The following is a 15,302-nucleotide window of genomic DNA, read 5'->3' as shown; positions in this document are numbered from 1 at the left end:
CCTCATCAGGAGCAAGCTCCATCAGAGATCCGCTCGACTTGCATGTATTAGGCACGCCGCCAGCGTTCGTCCTGAGCCAGGATCAAACTCTCCATGAAAGGAGCTTTCACGGCAGGGCTTCCAGAGGAAGTCCCGAGAGTGAAAGTCTCCAACGCATAGAGCCTTTGAGGCTCATTACTTTATTGCTGGTTTGCCTTCCGACGACCGAAGCCGTCTTCCGACGTTTTTGTTTCTTACGCTCAATGTTCAGTTTTCAAAGAACAATCGGTGTTTCTCAGTGTTTCTTATTTCGTCACCGCGTCAACAGCGACCTTAATAATGTATCACATACGATTATACGATGCAAGCACTTTTTCAAAAAACTTTTTACGAGTTACTTTTGCTCATTTTTAGGGCCGTAGAATAGGGATACGAAGCACCTCACCATAGGTAACGGCGAAATGAAGAGCTTCTTTTAAAATTTGTAATGGTACAATTGTATGCAATAAGGCTTATAGCGAAATTAAGTTATTGATAGATCGCGCCGAGGGCATATTTTTTAATAAAGGAGTTGTGTCAGATGAATAAGAATAAACGCACCGAAATGAAACGCTCTTCAAAAGCAGAAAACATTCTGTCACAGATCAATAGTAAAACTAAGCTAGGCGACTTAAGAAAAATCGCGAAGGACATTAAAACAGATCACGAACTAGCTGTGGAACTTTGGTCAACCGAAGAGTTTTTGCCCAGACTATTGGCAATTTTAATTATGGACAAAAAACTTCTTTCAGAAGATGTGCTAAATAGGCTTGATACGGATATGCAGATTCACACCTTCGATGAGCGAAATAACTTAATGGATTGGTTAATGGCTAATCAGCTCACCAAAGACAAGAAGACAATTGCTTTGATGGAGTTATGGGAAAATAGCCCTTCTGCTCTTCAAAGGCGTACCTTCTGGTATTATAATGCGCGATTGAGATGGACTGGACAAACACCGCCTGATAACAACGCAGACTTGCTATCTGCAATTGAAGCTAAGATTACGCAGGAAGAACCGGAAGTTCAATGGGCTATGAATTTCACGGCAGGCTGGATTGGCGTTTATGATCAAAAGAATCGGGCACGTTGTATTCAACTTGGTGAAAAAATGGGGCTTTATAAAGATGAAATGGTGTCAAAGGGCTGTACTCCCAATTATTTGCCGGAGTTCATTGCGATTGAAGTGAACAAACGAAATAACAATTAGTTACCCCGAGAAATTCATTAGTGTTTGTTTGATATAACGATAAGTGACGGAGAGAGGCTATTTTCTATAGGCTCATCCATCCGTAGCCGCACCATGCAAGCATAGCTCTCGGATATGGAGGGTGACGATCTGCTCAATAGTCTCCGATGCGTAGAGCTCTGGGCGAAGCATTGCCATTATCGTCAAGCCTTCGATCAGCGCGGCCAATCTTAGCGTTTCGAGTTGGATGTCCACCGCAGCGGGCAGAAGCTGCGCCTGAGCTAGAATTTCAAGGACGGCTTTCGTCAGGTAATGGAGTCCGTCCGTCAGTTCGTCTTTTTTAGTCTGCAACGCCTCACTCCTGAGGGAACGGATGGCGAAGATCCACCAGACGCCGACAGCCGTTCGTTTTTCCGCATCCATAGGGAGCAGTTGTAACACAACTTCCTTCGCAGCCTTTATCGGAATATGGCTTATTACCAACCCCTCTGCCGCCTTGTCAACTCCCCTTGTCAAATAGTAATCCACGATAAATAACAACAGCTCGTCCTGCGTTGAAAAATAGTGTCGCAAGGCTCCGGGCGACAAACCTGCAGCCGCGGCGACGGCACGGATGGACGCATGTTCGATCCCTTTTTCCTCAATAATGCTCCATGCTGACTCGGCGATCCGTTTTCTTTGTTGCTCGTGGTCCACGATTTTCGGCAATGATAACCGCTCCCTTGTTTTAAAAAGCACAGTGTACTAAAATAAAATAATACAGTGTGTTATTTCATTTTGTATTCAGTTATAGCGCGCCGGGAGGACCACGTCAATAGGATTGAACCTGTTATGGTTGACGGGAGGGGATTCGATGCAGGAGCAAATTGATGGAGTTTTTCGGTTTCGTACCACATGTTATTGTTGCAAACGCACGTTTTATGCCATCGAGGGGACTCAAGTCTACGACCATGTGAAACGAAACCGCAAAGGATTGCATTGCTGCGAAGAATGCAAAAACAGAATCGAACTCGAAGCGCGACTGGAGCTCGGAAGACGATTGTTGTACGGCAAATTTTAAGCTTCTCGGCGAAAAAGGATGAAGAGGCCGGCGCGTTGCCAAATACCCTCCGGACTAAAAAGATGCCCCTACAGAAGCCAACGTGATGAAATCGTCTCGCTGTTTCTGAATGGGGCTGTTCTCTTTACTAAAGATAGCTTCTCGTCCAACTGCTCGGATTACCCCGAATTCGGAGCGCTTTGCTGGAACGATTGAACGTCGGGATGAACCGCCAATTGATCAACGAAATGTACGAGTATGCTTGCACTGGATACTTTGACGGTAAGATGAATTTTGACGCAGGACTCTCTTTTATCTGAACCGAACAAGTGCTCCTCTTTATTCACCGCCATATCTACAATGACGATTCCGTTATCTTCGATCAACTTCACGACTTCGTTTACGCGACCTGCCCGACAGCCGATCTTCATTTCCATTTTCATTTTACGCTTTACGGTGAAAAACTTCTTCTCCCAGCGATTAAGGAGGAACAAGCAGAACAGAACGAAAAAGGTCGTTAGAAGAGAAACGAAGTAGAAGCCGGCGCCCACGCATAGCCCGATCGCTGCCACAACCCACAGCGAGGCCGCGGTAGTCAGCCCCGAGATTGTAAATCCGTTGCGCATAATCGCGCCCGCTCCGAGAAACCCGATGCCGCTAATTACCTGTGCGGCAAGCCGCGCAGGATCCATCCTGACGTTCAACTCATCCGCGAATTGGGAGAAACCGTAAATGGACAGCAGCATAATCGCCGTAGCGCCTACGCATACCAGAATATGAGTCCGAAAGCCGGCAGCTCGATTGCTCCACTCCCGCTCCAATCCGACTAAGCCGCCGGCAGCTACGGACAATACGATTCTCAGCGATAATTCCCAATAGGAGATCGCCCATACCCCTTGACCCATCCCCGTTCTCCTCCAATATATGAAGATAGAGACACCGATTCTGTCCTATGCCTTCACCCGAAAGCATACAACCGAATACGGCGTCTCTTCATCTCAAGCCGATAACATGTATTTACTTATAGATTATTTCGTGGAGAACACTTCGACAATATGCCATTGGCGATTCAATCCCAGATTAACGATCTGTCCATTGATCGAGATCATCGGACGGGTCGGATTCTGTCTGTCCGTAAAGACGATTTCCCCGATGCGTCCGTCATTAAGCTTAACGAATACGCCATTATGGAACTGTGTCGTCCTCTCGATAAAAGTCTGCACATACAGCGGATCCAGCTTGCCGAAAGATCCCGCATGAAGCTCTTCAAGAACGAGATACGGAGACTCGGCTTTGCGATACTTCCGATTGGACGTCATCGCATGGTACATGTCGGCAATCGCAACGATCTTGGCGTAAGGGTGAATTTTCTCCCCTTTGACCTTCAGCGGATAGCCGCTGCCGTCAATCCGTTCATGATGCTGCAGCGCCGCGAGCCATATGCCTTGATTAAAAGAAGCAATCCCTTCAAGCAGCTTAAATCCGTATACGGTGTGCTGTCTCATTTCCTGAATCTCTTCCGCTGTCAGCCCGGACGGCTTGTTGAAAATCGCCGGATCCACCTTAACGTTGCCGATATCGTGAAGCAATCCGGCCATGGCAATCGGCAGCCAATCCTTCTCGGGGAACTTATTCCACTTGGCGAGCTGGTAGGAAGTCATCGCGCACAGGATACTGTTGCGAATGAGGATATTCGGATCCCCAAGTGAAAGGGGGACAGAGAAGGTTAACACGTTGTAATCATGCATATGCCCGATCAAGGCGGTTAATCCATTGCGCAGATCGAGAACGGGAATTTTCTGACCGGAGCTTACCATGGAAATCGTACGCTGCAACTGCTTCTCCATCAGCAGAAATTCCTGCTGCAGCATAGTCAGCTTGGTTTCGGCAGTCGCCGCGATTTCGTTCGGATTTTCTTCCGCGGCAGACTCCTCGAGCCCGTTGCGAACAACCTCTATGCTAGGAATAAGGAAAGCCTGAAGAATTTCCATATCCCTCTCCGACAATACGCGTCCTTCCTGCAAAAGCACGCTCCCAAGAGCGGTCTGAACATCGCTGCTCAGACGATCGCCTAATTGTATCTGTGTAATCGGAATGGTCGGCATGCCGCATCTCCTTATCCGCCGTTGCCTAGCGAGAACAAGAAGACAGCCGGTTAGCTGTCTTCTCCTGCTCCTTCGCCATCAAGCTCCATCTGTTCAGAATCTGCATCGTCCTCGCTTCTTGGAGCCCGAGCTACGGTAGCTACGGAATCTTCGTCGCGAATATTGATCAGCTTAACGCCTTGAGTGATTCTGCCCATCGTATTGATGCCGGACATGCTCGTACGGATCAGCGTTCCGGAGGAAGTCATAATCATCAGATCTTCTTCGTCATGAACGACCTTCAAGCCGACGATTTCTCCGTTTTTATCCGTTACGTTCAACGTTTTGATGCCTTTGCCGCCACGAGTCTGAATGCGATATTCGGTCATAGGCGTCCGTTTGCCGTAGCCTTTGGACGTTACGATCAGCACGTCCTGCTCCGGCTCGACGACGTCCATGTCGATCACTTTATCGTTATCGTCCAGTTGAATGCCCTTCACGCCCGTTGCCGAACGCCCCATAGCGCGAACGTCGTCCTCGGAGAAACGAATGGACATGCCCTGGCTCGTTCCCATTACGATTTCTCGGGAGCCGTCCGTCAGCTTAACGCCGATCAGATCATCATCCTCTCGCAAGGAAATCGCGATTAGACCGACTTTGCGAATGTTCGCGTAGTCGTCGAGAGGCGTCTTCTTGACGATTCCGTTCCGGGTCGCAAAGAAGAGAAATTGATTCGGCTCGAACGATTCGACCGGAATCACCGCGTTGATCGTCTCTCCCTGCTCAATCTGGATCAGGTTGATGATCGGGGTTCCCTTCGCCGTTCGGCTGAGATCCGGAATCTCGTAAGCCTTCATCCGGAATACGCGGCCCTTGTTCGTAAAGAACAGCAAGTAGTGATGGGTATTGGAGATGAACAGATTTTCGATGAAATCCTCATCCTTCGTCCCCATTCCCATAATGCCTCTTCCGCCCCGCTTCTGGCTGCGGTAGGTCGAGACGGGAAGCCGCTTGATATAGCCCGCATGCGTCATTGTGATGACGACGTCATCGCGTGGAATCAGATCCTCGTCGAGAATTTCCTCGTCGCTGATCGTGATCTCCGTACGGCGCTCGTCGCCGTACTTCTGCTTGATCTCCTCAAGCTCTTCGTGAATGATATCGTTCACGAGCTGCGGATCGGAGAGAATCGCTTTGTACTCGGCGATCTTCGCAAGCAGCTCGGCATACTCCTGCTCGATCTTCTCCCGTTCCAGTCCGGTCAGGCGCTGCAAGCGCATTTCGAGAATGGCCTGCGCCTGGTCGTGCGACAGTCCGAAGCGCGTCATCAAGCCTTCGCGGGCTTCCTCCGTCGTCTGGGAAGCGCGGATCAACGCGATGACTTCGTCCAGATGATCGAGCGCGATGCGCAGACCTTCGAGAATGTGGGCTCTGGCTTCCGCTTTCTTCAGATCGTATTCCGTACGTCTGCGAATAACTTCGACCTGATGCTGGATATAGTTGTGAAGCACGTCCTTCAGGTTAAGCACTTTAGGCTCGTTGTTAACCAGCGCAAGCATGTTTACGCCGAAGCTCGTCTGCATCTGGGTCTGCTTGTAGAGGTTGTTGAGCACGACCGTCGGCGTCACATCGCGGCGCAGCTCGATAACGATCCGCATGCCGTTGCGGTCGGATTCGTCGCGAAGATCGGTAATGCCGTCGATCTTCTTCTCGCGCACCAGTTCGGCAATCTTCTCGACGAGTCTCGCCTTGTTAACTTGATACGGAATCTCGTGAACGAGAATGCGGGCTTTGCCGTTATTCTCTTCAATCGTCGCACGAGCTCTCATCGTTACCGAACCGCGTCCCGTTGCGTAGGCTTGGCGGATTCCGACGCGGCCAAGAATAAGACCGGCTGTCGGGAAGTCCGGACCTTTGACGTATTCCATCAAATCGTACGGCGTCAGCTCCGGATCGCGCAGCAGCGCTTGCGTGCCCTCGATCACTTCCTTGAGGTTGTGAGGCGGAATATTCGTCGCCATACCGACAGCGATGCCTGTCGTGCCGTTCACAAGCAGGTTCGGGAACCTGGCCGGCAGTACAACAGGCTCTATCTCTTCGCCGTCGTAGTTAGGCTGGTAGTTGATCGTTTCTTTGTTGATATCGCGGAGCATCTCCATCGCGATCTTGGATAACCGAGCTTCGGTATACCGCATCGCGGCCGCGGAGTCGCCGTCGATCGAACCGAAGTTGCCGTGACCGTCGACCAGCATGTAGCGAAGGGAGAAATCCTGCGCTTGGCGAACCATCGCTTCGTAGATCGAGGAATCACCGTGAGGGTGGTACTTACCGATAACTTCTCCGACGATTCTGGCCGATTTCTTGTAAGGCTTGTCCGGCGCCATTCCCAGCTCTGACATAGCGTACAGAATCCGTCTTTGAACCGGCTTCAACCCGTCGCGAACGTCCGGCAAAGCCCGGCTGACGATAATGCTCATGGCATAATCCATGAACGATTCCCGCATCTCGACCCCGATATCGCGATCGCGAAGCTGGGAGCGTTGTTCTTCCGACATGAAGATCCTCCTTAACGAATATACAAGCAGAACGCGCTTGCGAATCTGTACACCGCAAGGCGTATACCGTCATAGATTAGTAAATATGCAATGACTCCATTATACCATATTGCCGAAGGGAAAGGTTGGATGAACCCGCATGTCCATTCAGCGCGTACGCAGCAAACGGGCCAAAACTGAAGTCCTGCTTGCCGACCCCAGCCTTAAAGTTTACATTCCCGATAGCGACGGGTTCGACCGACTCACCGTGGAACGAATGCTTGAGAAATATGAAATGATCTATGTCAAACCGATCAACGGAACGTTCGGACGAGGCGTAATTCGAATCGAGAAGCATCCTGCTTCGTCATCCCCGTACCGCCTGCAATCCGGAGAAACCAAATATGAATTTCCGACGTTCGACGATCTGTTTCGCAAACTGCTGTCGGTGAAGAAGCCGAAGAGTTATTTAAGCCAACAAGGCATCCATCTACTGAAACACCACGGCAGAAGATTCGATCTCCGGGTCATGGTGCAGAAAAATCCTCAAGCCTCCTGGGAAACGACAGGGATGATCGGACGCGTCGCCCATCCTCGCAAAATCGTTACCAACTACCATGCCGGGGGCACTCCGAAGTCGGTTCCAGCTCTGATGTCCGCGCATTTGTCACCCAATCAGCGGCGTTCATTCGAAGCTCGGCTGCGCAAGCTCGGAGTCTCCGTCGCCGAGGCCCTGGAACGAAAATATCCGAGATTAAAAGAAATCGGCATCGACATCGCCGTCGACGAGCAGCATAAGACCTGGATACTCGAAGTCAATACGCTGCCGGATCCCTTCTTGTTCAAGAAGCTTCCCGATAAATCCATCTTCCGCAAAATGTACGCTTATGCCACCGCCTACGGTCGCTTCAAACCCCGCAAACGCAAATCGTAACCCGCAGGGGGTATCTCCCTCGAGAGATACCCCCTGTCTGATCTTGCGCTTATACGTCCAAATTTTTAACGTATCGAGCGTACTGTTGAATAAACTCGCGTCGAGGCTCGACGTTATCGCCCATCAACGTATCGAACATGAGGTCGGCTTTGATCGCGTCTTCGATGCGCACCTGCAGCATCGTCCGGCTGGACGGGTCCATCGTCGTCTCCCACAGTTGATCCGCATTCATTTCTCCCAAACCTTTGTACCGCTGAATGTTCAGCTTGGCGCCTTCTCCGAACTCAGCGATCGCTTCGTCCCTCTGCTTCTCGTTCATCGCATAGCGAACCGTCTTGTTCCGTTCAATCTTGAACAGCGGCGGCTGAGCGATGTAGACGTATCCTTCCTCGATCAGCTTGCGCATGAAGCGATAGAAGAACGTCAAGAGCAATGTCCGAATGTGCGCCCCGTCGACGTCGGCATCGGTCATGATGATGATCTTGTGATAACGAGCTTTCGTAATATCGAAGTCGTCGCTAATCCCGGTGCCGAGCGCCGTAATCATCGCCCGAATCTCCAGGTTGGACAAAATTTTATCCAGACGAGCTTTTTCTACGTTCAGTATTTTCCCCCGCAGAGGCAGGATCGCCTGGAAATGACGATCGCGGCCCTGCTTGGCCGATCCGCCCGCGGAGTCCCCTTCGACGATGTACAGCTCGGAGATCGCGGCGTCCTTGGAGGAGCAATCCGCCAGCTTGCCCGGCAGCGAGCTGACTTCAAGCGCGCTCTTGCGCCGCGTCAATTCCCGCGCCTTGCGCGCCGCTTCCCGCGCTCTGGCCGCCTGCAAACCCTTCTCCATAATTTTGCGGGCTACGGAAGGGTTCTCGTCCAGAAATTGCAGCAGCTTCTCGCTGAAAAACGATTCGACGATGCCGCGAACCTCGCTGTTGCCGAGCTTCGTCTTCGTCTGTCCTTCGAACTGAGGCTCGGGAATTTTCACGGAGATAATCGCCGTCAAGCCTTCCCGCACATCGTCGCCAGACAGGTTGGACTCGCTTTCCTTCACGAAGCCCATTTTCCGCGCATAGTCGTTAATGATCCGGGTCAAAGCGCTCTTGAAGCCAGACTCGTGCGTTCCGCCTTCATGCGTATTGATATTGTTCGCGAATGAATACAAATTCTCGGAATAGCCGTCGTTATACTGCATCGCGACTTCGCAATGAATATGATCCTTCGCGCCTTCGACATAAATCGGCTGCTCGTGCAGCGGCTCGCGGGTTTTGTTTAAATATTTGACGAACTCCACGATGCCCCCGTCGTAGTGGAACGAATCGTGCATATCGGTGCGCTCGTCGGTGAGCGTAATCTGAATCCCTTTGTTGAGGAATGCCAGCTCGCGAATCCGGCCGACGAGAGTCTCGTAATCGTAAATTGTCGTCTCGGTAAAAATCTCCGGATCCGGCTTGAACCTCGTTTGAGTTCCGGTCTCTTCCGTCTCCCCGATGACTTTCAGGTCGTATTGCGGAGCGCCGCGGCGGTATTCCTGCTGATGGATACGCCCGTCGCGCTTAACGGTAACGATAACCTGCTCGGACAGCGCGTTAACGACCGAGACGCCGACCCCGTGCAGACCGCCGGATACTTTATAGCCTTCTCCGCCGAATTTGCCGCCCGCGTGCAGAACGGTCATAACGACTTCAAGCGTAGACTTCTGCAGCTTCGCATTCAAACCGACCGGGATGCCCCGGCCGTTGTCGATGACGGTGATGCTGTTATCATCGTGTATGATGACGTCGATCCGCGTGCAATAGCCGGCCAACGCTTCGTCAATACTGTTATCGACGACCTCCCATACGAGATGGTGCAGCCCCTTGCCGCTGGTCGAACCAATGTACATGCCTGGACGCTTGCGAACCGCTTCCAGTCCTTCAAGCACCTGAATCTGACTTTCATCGTAACTATTTTGTTGATTAACGGACAAACCTTCCACCGCCTTCTTTACGTAACAGCTACCCTTCCAAAATTCGCGTCCTCTTCTTCAAAGTGGACGTGGAAATCGGAGAGTAATAAACCTTGTGCTCCGTGACGACGATCGACTTGGGATCTTCTTCTCCGATCGTTTCGACTTCCTTGTTCTTCTGCGCATGCAGAACGAACTGCCGCGACAGCTTCGAGGATTGCTCGATCGAAATATCGAAGATTGCGATGAGTTGCGACGTTCGAATTATCTTTTCTCCGCCCAGATGGATGTACACGAAGTTCCTCCTTAGCGCTAACGCAGCAATTGGCCGTCCTTCACATGAAAAATGGAGGCGTCCTTCAACCGGCTCATGTTGACGCTCTCCAATCCGGTTGTCGTGATGAAGGTCTGTACGCGGCTCTGAAACGTCTCGATAAGTTGGGTCTGTCTGGTCTGATCCAGCTCGGAAAGCACGTCGTCGAGCAGCAAGAGAGGGTATTCCCCGATCTCTTCGTGCATCAATTCCAATTCGGCCAGCTTAAGCGACAGCGCCGCCGTCCGCTGCTGCCCCTGGGAACCGAAAGACTGTACGTCCTTGCCGTTAATGGCGAACGTCAGATCGTCGCGGTGAGGACCGGTCAGCGTCGTGCCTCGCCTGAATTCCTGTTCCTTGCTCTGTGTTAACTTTATCATAAATTGCCCGAATAAAGAAGATTGATCTTGGCTATCCAAGCTGTCGGCAGTTCCGAACGAAGGTTTATAGTCTACCGTCAGATGTTCGGTTCCGCCGGTAATGCCCGCGTGGATCTTTTCCGCCCATTTCTGCAGCTGTAAGATAAAGTTTTTCCTTTTTTGTATCATTTTAACACCTGTCAGCGCAAGCTGTTCGTTCCAGACCTCCAACAGCTCGGGAGAAGCGCGGCGAATATCGGTCGATTTCAGATAGTTGTTGCGCTGCTGCAGAATTTTCTGATACTGCTGCATGTCGTACAAATAACCGGGATGCACCTGGCCGATCTCCATGTCCATGAACCGGCGGCGCACTCCCGGTGCTCCTTTGACAATATCCAAATCTTCCGGAGCGAACAGCACGACGTTAAGCGTCCCGACAAAGGTACTCAGCTTGCGTTGCTCCAACCCGTTGACTTTCGCTTTCTTCCCTTGCGCGGACAGCTGCAGCTCCAGGCTGACGTCGCCGACCCTGCGGCTCATCTGAGCCCGAATAACCGCCGAGGAGCTGTTCCAGCCGATCAGCTCTTTATCCTTCGAGGTGCGATGGGATTTTGTAAGCGACAGCACGTGGATCGCTTCGAGCAAATTCGTCTTTCCCTGGGCGTTCGGTCCGATGAAAATATTGACGCCGCCTTCTGTCGTTAGCTTGACGGAATCGTAATTGCGATAGCCTTGCAGCTCCATCGCTTTTAATTGCATTAGACACTCACTCTCCAACTGGCATAAACAGCCCCGGCCGGGTCACCGGGTTCCGATCGCGAACGATCCGAACCCTTCGACTTCGACGGTGTCCCCGACTCGCAGCTTGCGTCCTCTGCGATTATCAGGCTCCCCGTTCACAAGAACGCGCTTTTCCTGCAGAAAAAATTTCACTTCGCCGCCGGTTCCGATGCAATCCGCCAGCTTGAGGAATTGCCCGAGCGTAATGTATTCGGTCGAGATTCCGATGCTCTTCATCCGCTTCGCCTCAATTCGTCGTCCGGTAGGGAAGAATGAGATGCAAGCTGAGCTCGTGATCGTTCGGACGGATAATGATCGGGCTCATCGACCCGTTAAAGCCGATAAAAAGCTCTTCGCTGTCGATGACCTTCAGAACGTCAAGCATATATTTGGAGTTAAAAGCGATTTTCAGCGGTTCCCCGCGCATAGCGCTGACGCTGAGCTGTTCCGTTACTTTCCCGAGCTCGGACGAGCTGGACGAAATTTCGATTCCGCCGTTATCCGTCGTGACGAGGCGAACGATGTTCGTCTTCTCTTCGCGGGAGAGCAAATAAGCCCGGTCGATGGAATCGCTGAGCTGCTTTGTATTGAGGACGAGTTCTGTTTTGAAGCTTTGCGGAATAATCTTGGAAGTATCGGGATAAGTTCCGTCGAGCATTCTCGAATAGAAAAGAACGTTGCCCAGCTTGAACAGCACTTGGTTTTCGGCCACGACGATATCGACCATTACGTTCTGGTCCGGGACGATTTTCGAGAGCTCGCTCAGCGTTTTACCGGAAATCACGATGTTGGAAAAACGTACGTCTCCCGCATCGACGCTAATCTGACGGCTGGCCAACCGGTGACGGTCGGTCGCAACGAATTTGTACACGCCGTCGTGCAGGTTCCACAAGACTCCCGTCAAAATCGGAGTGGATTCGTTGGTGGTTACGGCGAATACCGTCTGACGAATCATATCCCGCAGCAGATCGCCGGGGATCGACACGATTTGCTCCTCCGTCAAGGAAGGAAGCACAGGAAATTCTTCGGGATCGAGTCCGACGAGCTGAATCTCGGTCGCTCCGGACGTAATCATCGTCTGGAACCGTTCGCCGACTTCCATATGAACCTCTTCGTGAGGAAGCTTCTTGACGATTTCCACGAAAAATTTAGCGGTCAATACGACGCTTCCCGGTTTAACGACGGTAGCGATCGTCTTGTCCGCGGTCTCAAGCGGAATGAAGCTTTGGATTGAAATATCCGTATCGCTTGCGGTTAACGTAATACCGGAAAAATCGGCATCGATCTTAATGCCGCTCAAAATCGGGATTGTCGCTCTTGACGCAACCGCTTTGGATACGTGTTGAATCGCTTCGTTCAATTCGTTGCGCAATATCGTGAATTTCATGGATCCACCTCATCGGTTTTGTATATTGTAGCATGTTTTAAAAAATAAGTCGTAGTAGGGGCACTGAATATGTGGATAAGTGGGAAAAAGGTCGAAAACAACGCCTATCCACATGTGGATGTGTTGTGAACAGGCGTTGGGTGTATTTTCAGGTCAAGTTTTTAATTTTTTCGGTCAAGCTGTTGATAATTTTGTACAAGTCCTGATCGATCTTAAGCAGCTGCGAAATCTTCTCGTGCGCATGAATGACAGTCGTATGATCGCGCCCGCCGAACGCGTCTCCGATCTTCGGAAGAGAATAGTCGGTAAGCTCGCGAGAAAGATACATGGCGATCTGACGCGGGAAAGCGACGGCTTTGGTCCGCTTGCGCGCCTTGAAATCTTCCAGCTTAAGCCCGTAGTAGTCGCCGACCCGCTGCTGGATGTCCTGCATCGTAATGAGCCGGGTGCGGCCCGTCGGCAAAATGTCCTTCAGCGCTTCGGCCGCCAGATGGGCGGAGATATCCTGATTCGTGAGCGAGGAATAAGCGACGATGCGGATCAAGGCGCCTTCCAGCTCGCGAATGTTGGAGTCGATCATGTTGGCGATGTACATCATCGCTTCGTTAGGGATGTCGAGATTTTCCGCCTTCGCTTTCTTGCGGAGAATCGCGATCCGGGTCTCCAAATCGGGCGGTTGAATATCGGTGATCAGACCCCATTCGAACCGGGAGCGAAGCCGTTCTTCGAGTGTCGGTATCTCCTTGGGCGGGCGGTCGCTCGAGATGACGATCTGTTTATGTTCCTCATGGAGCGCGTTAAAGGTATGGAAGAACTCCTCCTGGGTTCCTTCCTTGCCGGCAAGAAACTGAATATCGTCGATGAGCAGCACGTCGATATTGCGGTACTTGTTGCGGAAGCTCTCGCCTCGGTTGTCGCGGATCGCGTTGATGAATTCGTTCGTGAACTTCTCGGAGGATAAGTACAGAACCTTCATATGCGGATTATGTTCCAATATATAATGGCCGATCGCATGCATGAGATGGGTTTTGCCGAGTCCGACGCCTCCGTACATGAAAAAAGGGTTGTACGATTTAGCCGGCAGCTCCGCGACAGCCAGCGAGGCGGCATGTGCGAACCGGTTGGCGGCGCCGATGACGAACGTGTCGAACGTATATTTCGGATTGAGCATATGCATAGTCGGTTCTTCAAGCGCGGCCTCGCGCGTAACCGAGATTTGCGGTACTGGCTCGGCGGGCTCGGGCGGGCGAACCTCTTCGATGGAAAATTTCACGTCGACGGTTCTGCCGATATAGTCGGAGATCGTCGAGGAGACGAGCTTCGTATAACGCGTTTCCAACCACTCCACGGCAAAGGTAGTCGGCGCGGTGACGAGTACGGCGTTCTCGCTGATGAACGCAGCCTTCGTCGACTTAAACCAAGTATCGAAGCTGGGCTTGCTTAGCTTCGTCTGGATGACCGACAACACCTGCTGCCAGATTTCATTGTTGGGGTTGTCCACGACAAATTCTCTCCTTTAACTCCTCACAAGGACAAAAAATATGCGGAAAACGTTCAGCCGAACGCAATTCGGCCAGTTATCCACATTATTCCCTGAATTATTAAGAGGGTTATCCACGAATGTGGGGAATTGTTCACAAAGTTATACACAGGGTGTTAGTAATTCGAGGATAAAAATTACGAATCCACGGGTAAAGACATGACTTATCATAGCAGACAAAGCCTCTAAATTCAACGAATTTCCCCCTGTTATCCACAATTTCAATAACTTGTGGATGAAAACTGTGCACAGCACAAGATATTGTTGATAAAATGTGATACGATCCGACAAGGATGTGTAAAGTTCGTTTTTTCTCTTCCGATTGTTCACATGTGAATAAGTTTTATGGGGAAAATCGAATATCCACAGCGAAAAAAGCCCTTGTACAGCAAAACGGCAAGCCTGTGGGCTTTATTCGTTTGCTATATAAGGGCTTGTGGAGGAAAATTTCTATTTAATCGTCGTAACGGTCGTCGTCATCAAAATCGTCGTAGCCGTCATCATCGTCATCATCGTAATCCACAGACAAAATTTTGCCGGTCTGGGCATGGACTTCGACTTCGGCTTCGCCGCGGCTCGTTTTCAGCTCGATTTCGTAATGAAGCACTCCGTCATCCTTATCCAGCTTCGAACGGACGACTGTACCGCCGACGCGGTCCGTCGCAATTCGGGAAGCTTGCTCGGCGCTAATCTTCGTTTTTACAGCGGAAGGGGCGGAAGAAGAGGGAGATGGGGAGGGAGATGGAGCGGATGCGTTGCCGCCGGAGATTCGGCGATCGTCGACCTCCTCGTCATCATCTCTTTCTATTTTTAACGTTTTGCCAGTGTATGCATCGATGTGGACATCGTATTCCCGCTGGTCCTTCAGAACGTCCACATCGTAATAAACGATTCCGCGCTCTTTTTCGAGCTCCGCGCGATAGGCTTGGCCGGCAGCTGCTTTCTCCGCCAATTCCTTCGCTTTATTCGCTCCGATTAATCCTTTGTCGCCACCACTTGCTGCATACCCTGTCGTTGCGGCGCCTGCGCCGATCGCGACCGCCGATAAAAGCGCGGCGGATAGCAGAAGGGTTCTTTTTTTGTTTTTCGTCATGATCATTCTCCTCTCCGTGTTTGTCGAACACTTATAGAATAAATCCCGAAGATGAGAGGAGCAGGATAAGAACATTAGAAAACGATGAGA

Annotated in this window: 13 protein-coding genes and 1 rRNA gene; 2 read left to right on the top strand and 12 right to left on the bottom strand. The window is 51.2% G+C overall.

All coding sequences use genetic code 11. The features are described from left to right. Positions 1-98, bottom strand: a 16S ribosomal RNA gene (locus DFP98_RS12890); the annotation flags it as partial. Positions 99-559: 461 nt separating this feature from the next. Here DFP98_RS12890 and DFP98_RS12885 point away from each other — a divergent pair. Continuing rightward, on the top strand, positions 560-1,228 hold the full coding sequence (locus DFP98_RS12885; RefSeq protein WP_116060992.1) for a DNA alkylation repair protein: 669 nt from the start codon (positions 560-562) through the stop codon (positions 1,226-1,228). Between the two features lie 72 nt (positions 1,229-1,300). Here DFP98_RS12885 and DFP98_RS12880 read toward each other — a convergent pair whose 3' ends face one another. The 4 genes from DFP98_RS12880 to gyrA all read right to left on the bottom strand — a co-directional run bounded on the left by DFP98_RS12880 (position 1,301) and on the right by gyrA (position 6,885). Continuing rightward, positions 1,301-1,915 (bottom strand): TetR/AcrR family transcriptional regulator, encoded by a 615-nt coding sequence (locus DFP98_RS12880; protein ID WP_116060991.1) that lies wholly within the window; start codon positions 1,913-1,915, stop codon positions 1,301-1,303. Between the two features lie 510 nt (positions 1,916-2,425). Further along, the gene (locus DFP98_RS12870; protein ID WP_116060989.1) at positions 2,426-3,151 is read right to left on the bottom strand and encodes an MgtC/SapB family protein; all 726 of its coding nucleotides are present in this window, start codon (positions 3,149-3,151) and stop codon (positions 2,426-2,428) included. Positions 3,152-3,274: 123 nt separating this feature from the next. Continuing rightward, positions 3,275-4,351 carry an HD-GYP domain-containing protein gene (locus tag DFP98_RS12865; protein ID WP_116060988.1) on the bottom strand — a complete coding sequence of 359 codons (1,077 nt, stop codon included), beginning with the start codon at positions 4,349-4,351 and terminating at the stop codon, positions 3,275-3,277. Between the two features lie 50 nt (positions 4,352-4,401). Beyond that, the gene (gene gyrA / locus DFP98_RS12860) at positions 4,402-6,885 is read right to left on the bottom strand and encodes a DNA gyrase subunit A (RefSeq protein WP_116060987.1); all 2,484 of its coding nucleotides are present in this window, start codon (positions 6,883-6,885) and stop codon (positions 4,402-4,404) included. Positions 6,886-7,024: 139 nt separating this feature from the next. Here gyrA and DFP98_RS12855 point away from each other — a divergent pair, with 139 nt between their 5' ends. Further along, on the top strand, positions 7,025-7,798 hold the full coding sequence (locus DFP98_RS12855) for a YheC/YheD family protein (protein WP_116060986.1): 774 nt from the start codon (positions 7,025-7,027) through the stop codon (positions 7,796-7,798). Positions 7,799-7,847: 49 nt separating this feature from the next. Here the strand turns inward: DFP98_RS12855 and gyrB are convergent, their stop codons facing one another. From gyrB to DFP98_RS12820, 7 genes are all read right to left on the bottom strand, one after another. Next, a complete protein-coding gene (gyrB, locus tag DFP98_RS12850; protein ID WP_116060985.1) occupies positions 7,848-9,761 on the bottom strand; it encodes a DNA topoisomerase (ATP-hydrolyzing) subunit B in 1,914 nt (637 codons plus the stop codon). 28 nt (positions 9,762-9,789) lie between these two features. Then, a complete protein-coding gene (gene remB, locus DFP98_RS12845; RefSeq protein ID WP_116060984.1) occupies positions 9,790-10,035 on the bottom strand; it encodes an extracellular matrix regulator RemB in 246 nt (81 codons plus the stop codon). Positions 10,036-10,052: 17 nt separating this feature from the next. Further along, entirely contained in the window at positions 10,053-11,171 is a 1,119-nt protein-coding gene (gene recF, locus DFP98_RS12840; protein WP_116060983.1) for a DNA replication/repair protein RecF, read from the bottom strand. Positions 11,172-11,213: 42 nt separating this feature from the next. After that, complete coding sequence (gene yaaA / locus DFP98_RS12835; protein WP_116060982.1) at positions 11,214-11,429, bottom strand: S4 domain-containing protein YaaA; 216 nt, start codon at positions 11,427-11,429, stop codon at positions 11,214-11,216. A gap of 10 nt (positions 11,430-11,439) precedes the next feature. Further along, on the bottom strand, positions 11,440-12,579 hold the full coding sequence (gene dnaN / locus DFP98_RS12830; RefSeq protein WP_116060981.1) for a DNA polymerase III subunit beta: 1,140 nt from the start codon (positions 12,577-12,579) through the stop codon (positions 11,440-11,442). 148 nt (positions 12,580-12,727) lie between these two features. After that, positions 12,728-14,080, bottom strand: coding sequence for a chromosomal replication initiator protein DnaA (gene dnaA, locus DFP98_RS12825; protein ID WP_116060980.1), 1,353 nt, complete (start codon positions 14,078-14,080; stop codon positions 12,728-12,730). 493 nt (positions 14,081-14,573) lie between these two features. Then, positions 14,574-15,212 (bottom strand): PepSY domain-containing protein, encoded by a 639-nt coding sequence (locus tag DFP98_RS12820; protein WP_181917654.1) that lies wholly within the window; start codon positions 15,210-15,212, stop codon positions 14,574-14,576. Positions 15,213-15,302 lie beyond the last annotated feature (90 nt).

The sequence above is a fragment of the Cohnella phaseoli genome (genome assembly GCF_003386235.1).
GTDB classification, from domain to species: Bacteria; Bacillota; Bacilli; order Paenibacillales; family Paenibacillaceae; genus Cohnella; species Cohnella phaseoli.
The sequence above is the reverse complement of the archived record's forward strand: the minus strand, read 5'-3'. Positions and strand labels throughout refer to the sequence as shown.

What these genes read in the sequence shown, in the direction of transcription:
- gyrA (WP_116060987.1), bottom strand. Translation starts at nt 6,885, where the DNA reads ATGTCGGAAGAACAACGCTCCCAGCTTCGCGATCGCGATATCGGGGTC.
- dnaN (WP_116060981.1), bottom strand. Translation starts at nt 12,579, where the DNA reads ATGAAATTCACGATATTGCGCAACGAATTGAACGAAGCGATTCAACAC.
- DFP98_RS12820 (WP_181917654.1), bottom strand. Translation starts at nt 15,212, where the DNA reads ATGACGAAAAACAAAAAAAGAACCCTTCTGCTATCCGCCGCGCTTTTA.
- DFP98_RS12855 (WP_116060986.1), top strand. Translation starts at nt 7,025, where the DNA reads ATGTCCATTCAGCGCGTACGCAGCAAACGGGCCAAAACTGAAGTCCTG.
- yaaA (WP_116060982.1), bottom strand. Translation starts at nt 11,429, where the DNA reads ATGAAGAGCATCGGAATCTCGACCGAATACATTACGCTCGGGCAATTC.
- DFP98_RS12885 (WP_116060992.1), top strand. Translation starts at nt 560, where the DNA reads ATGAATAAGAATAAACGCACCGAAATGAAACGCTCTTCAAAAGCAGAA.
- DFP98_RS12865 (WP_116060988.1), bottom strand. Translation starts at nt 4,351, where the DNA reads ATGCCGACCATTCCGATTACACAGATACAATTAGGCGATCGTCTGAGC.
- DFP98_RS12870 (WP_116060989.1), bottom strand. Translation starts at nt 3,151, where the DNA reads ATGGGTCAAGGGGTATGGGCGATCTCCTATTGGGAATTATCGCTGAGA.
- recF (WP_116060983.1), bottom strand. Translation starts at nt 11,171, where the DNA reads ATGCAATTAAAAGCGATGGAGCTGCAAGGCTATCGCAATTACGATTCC.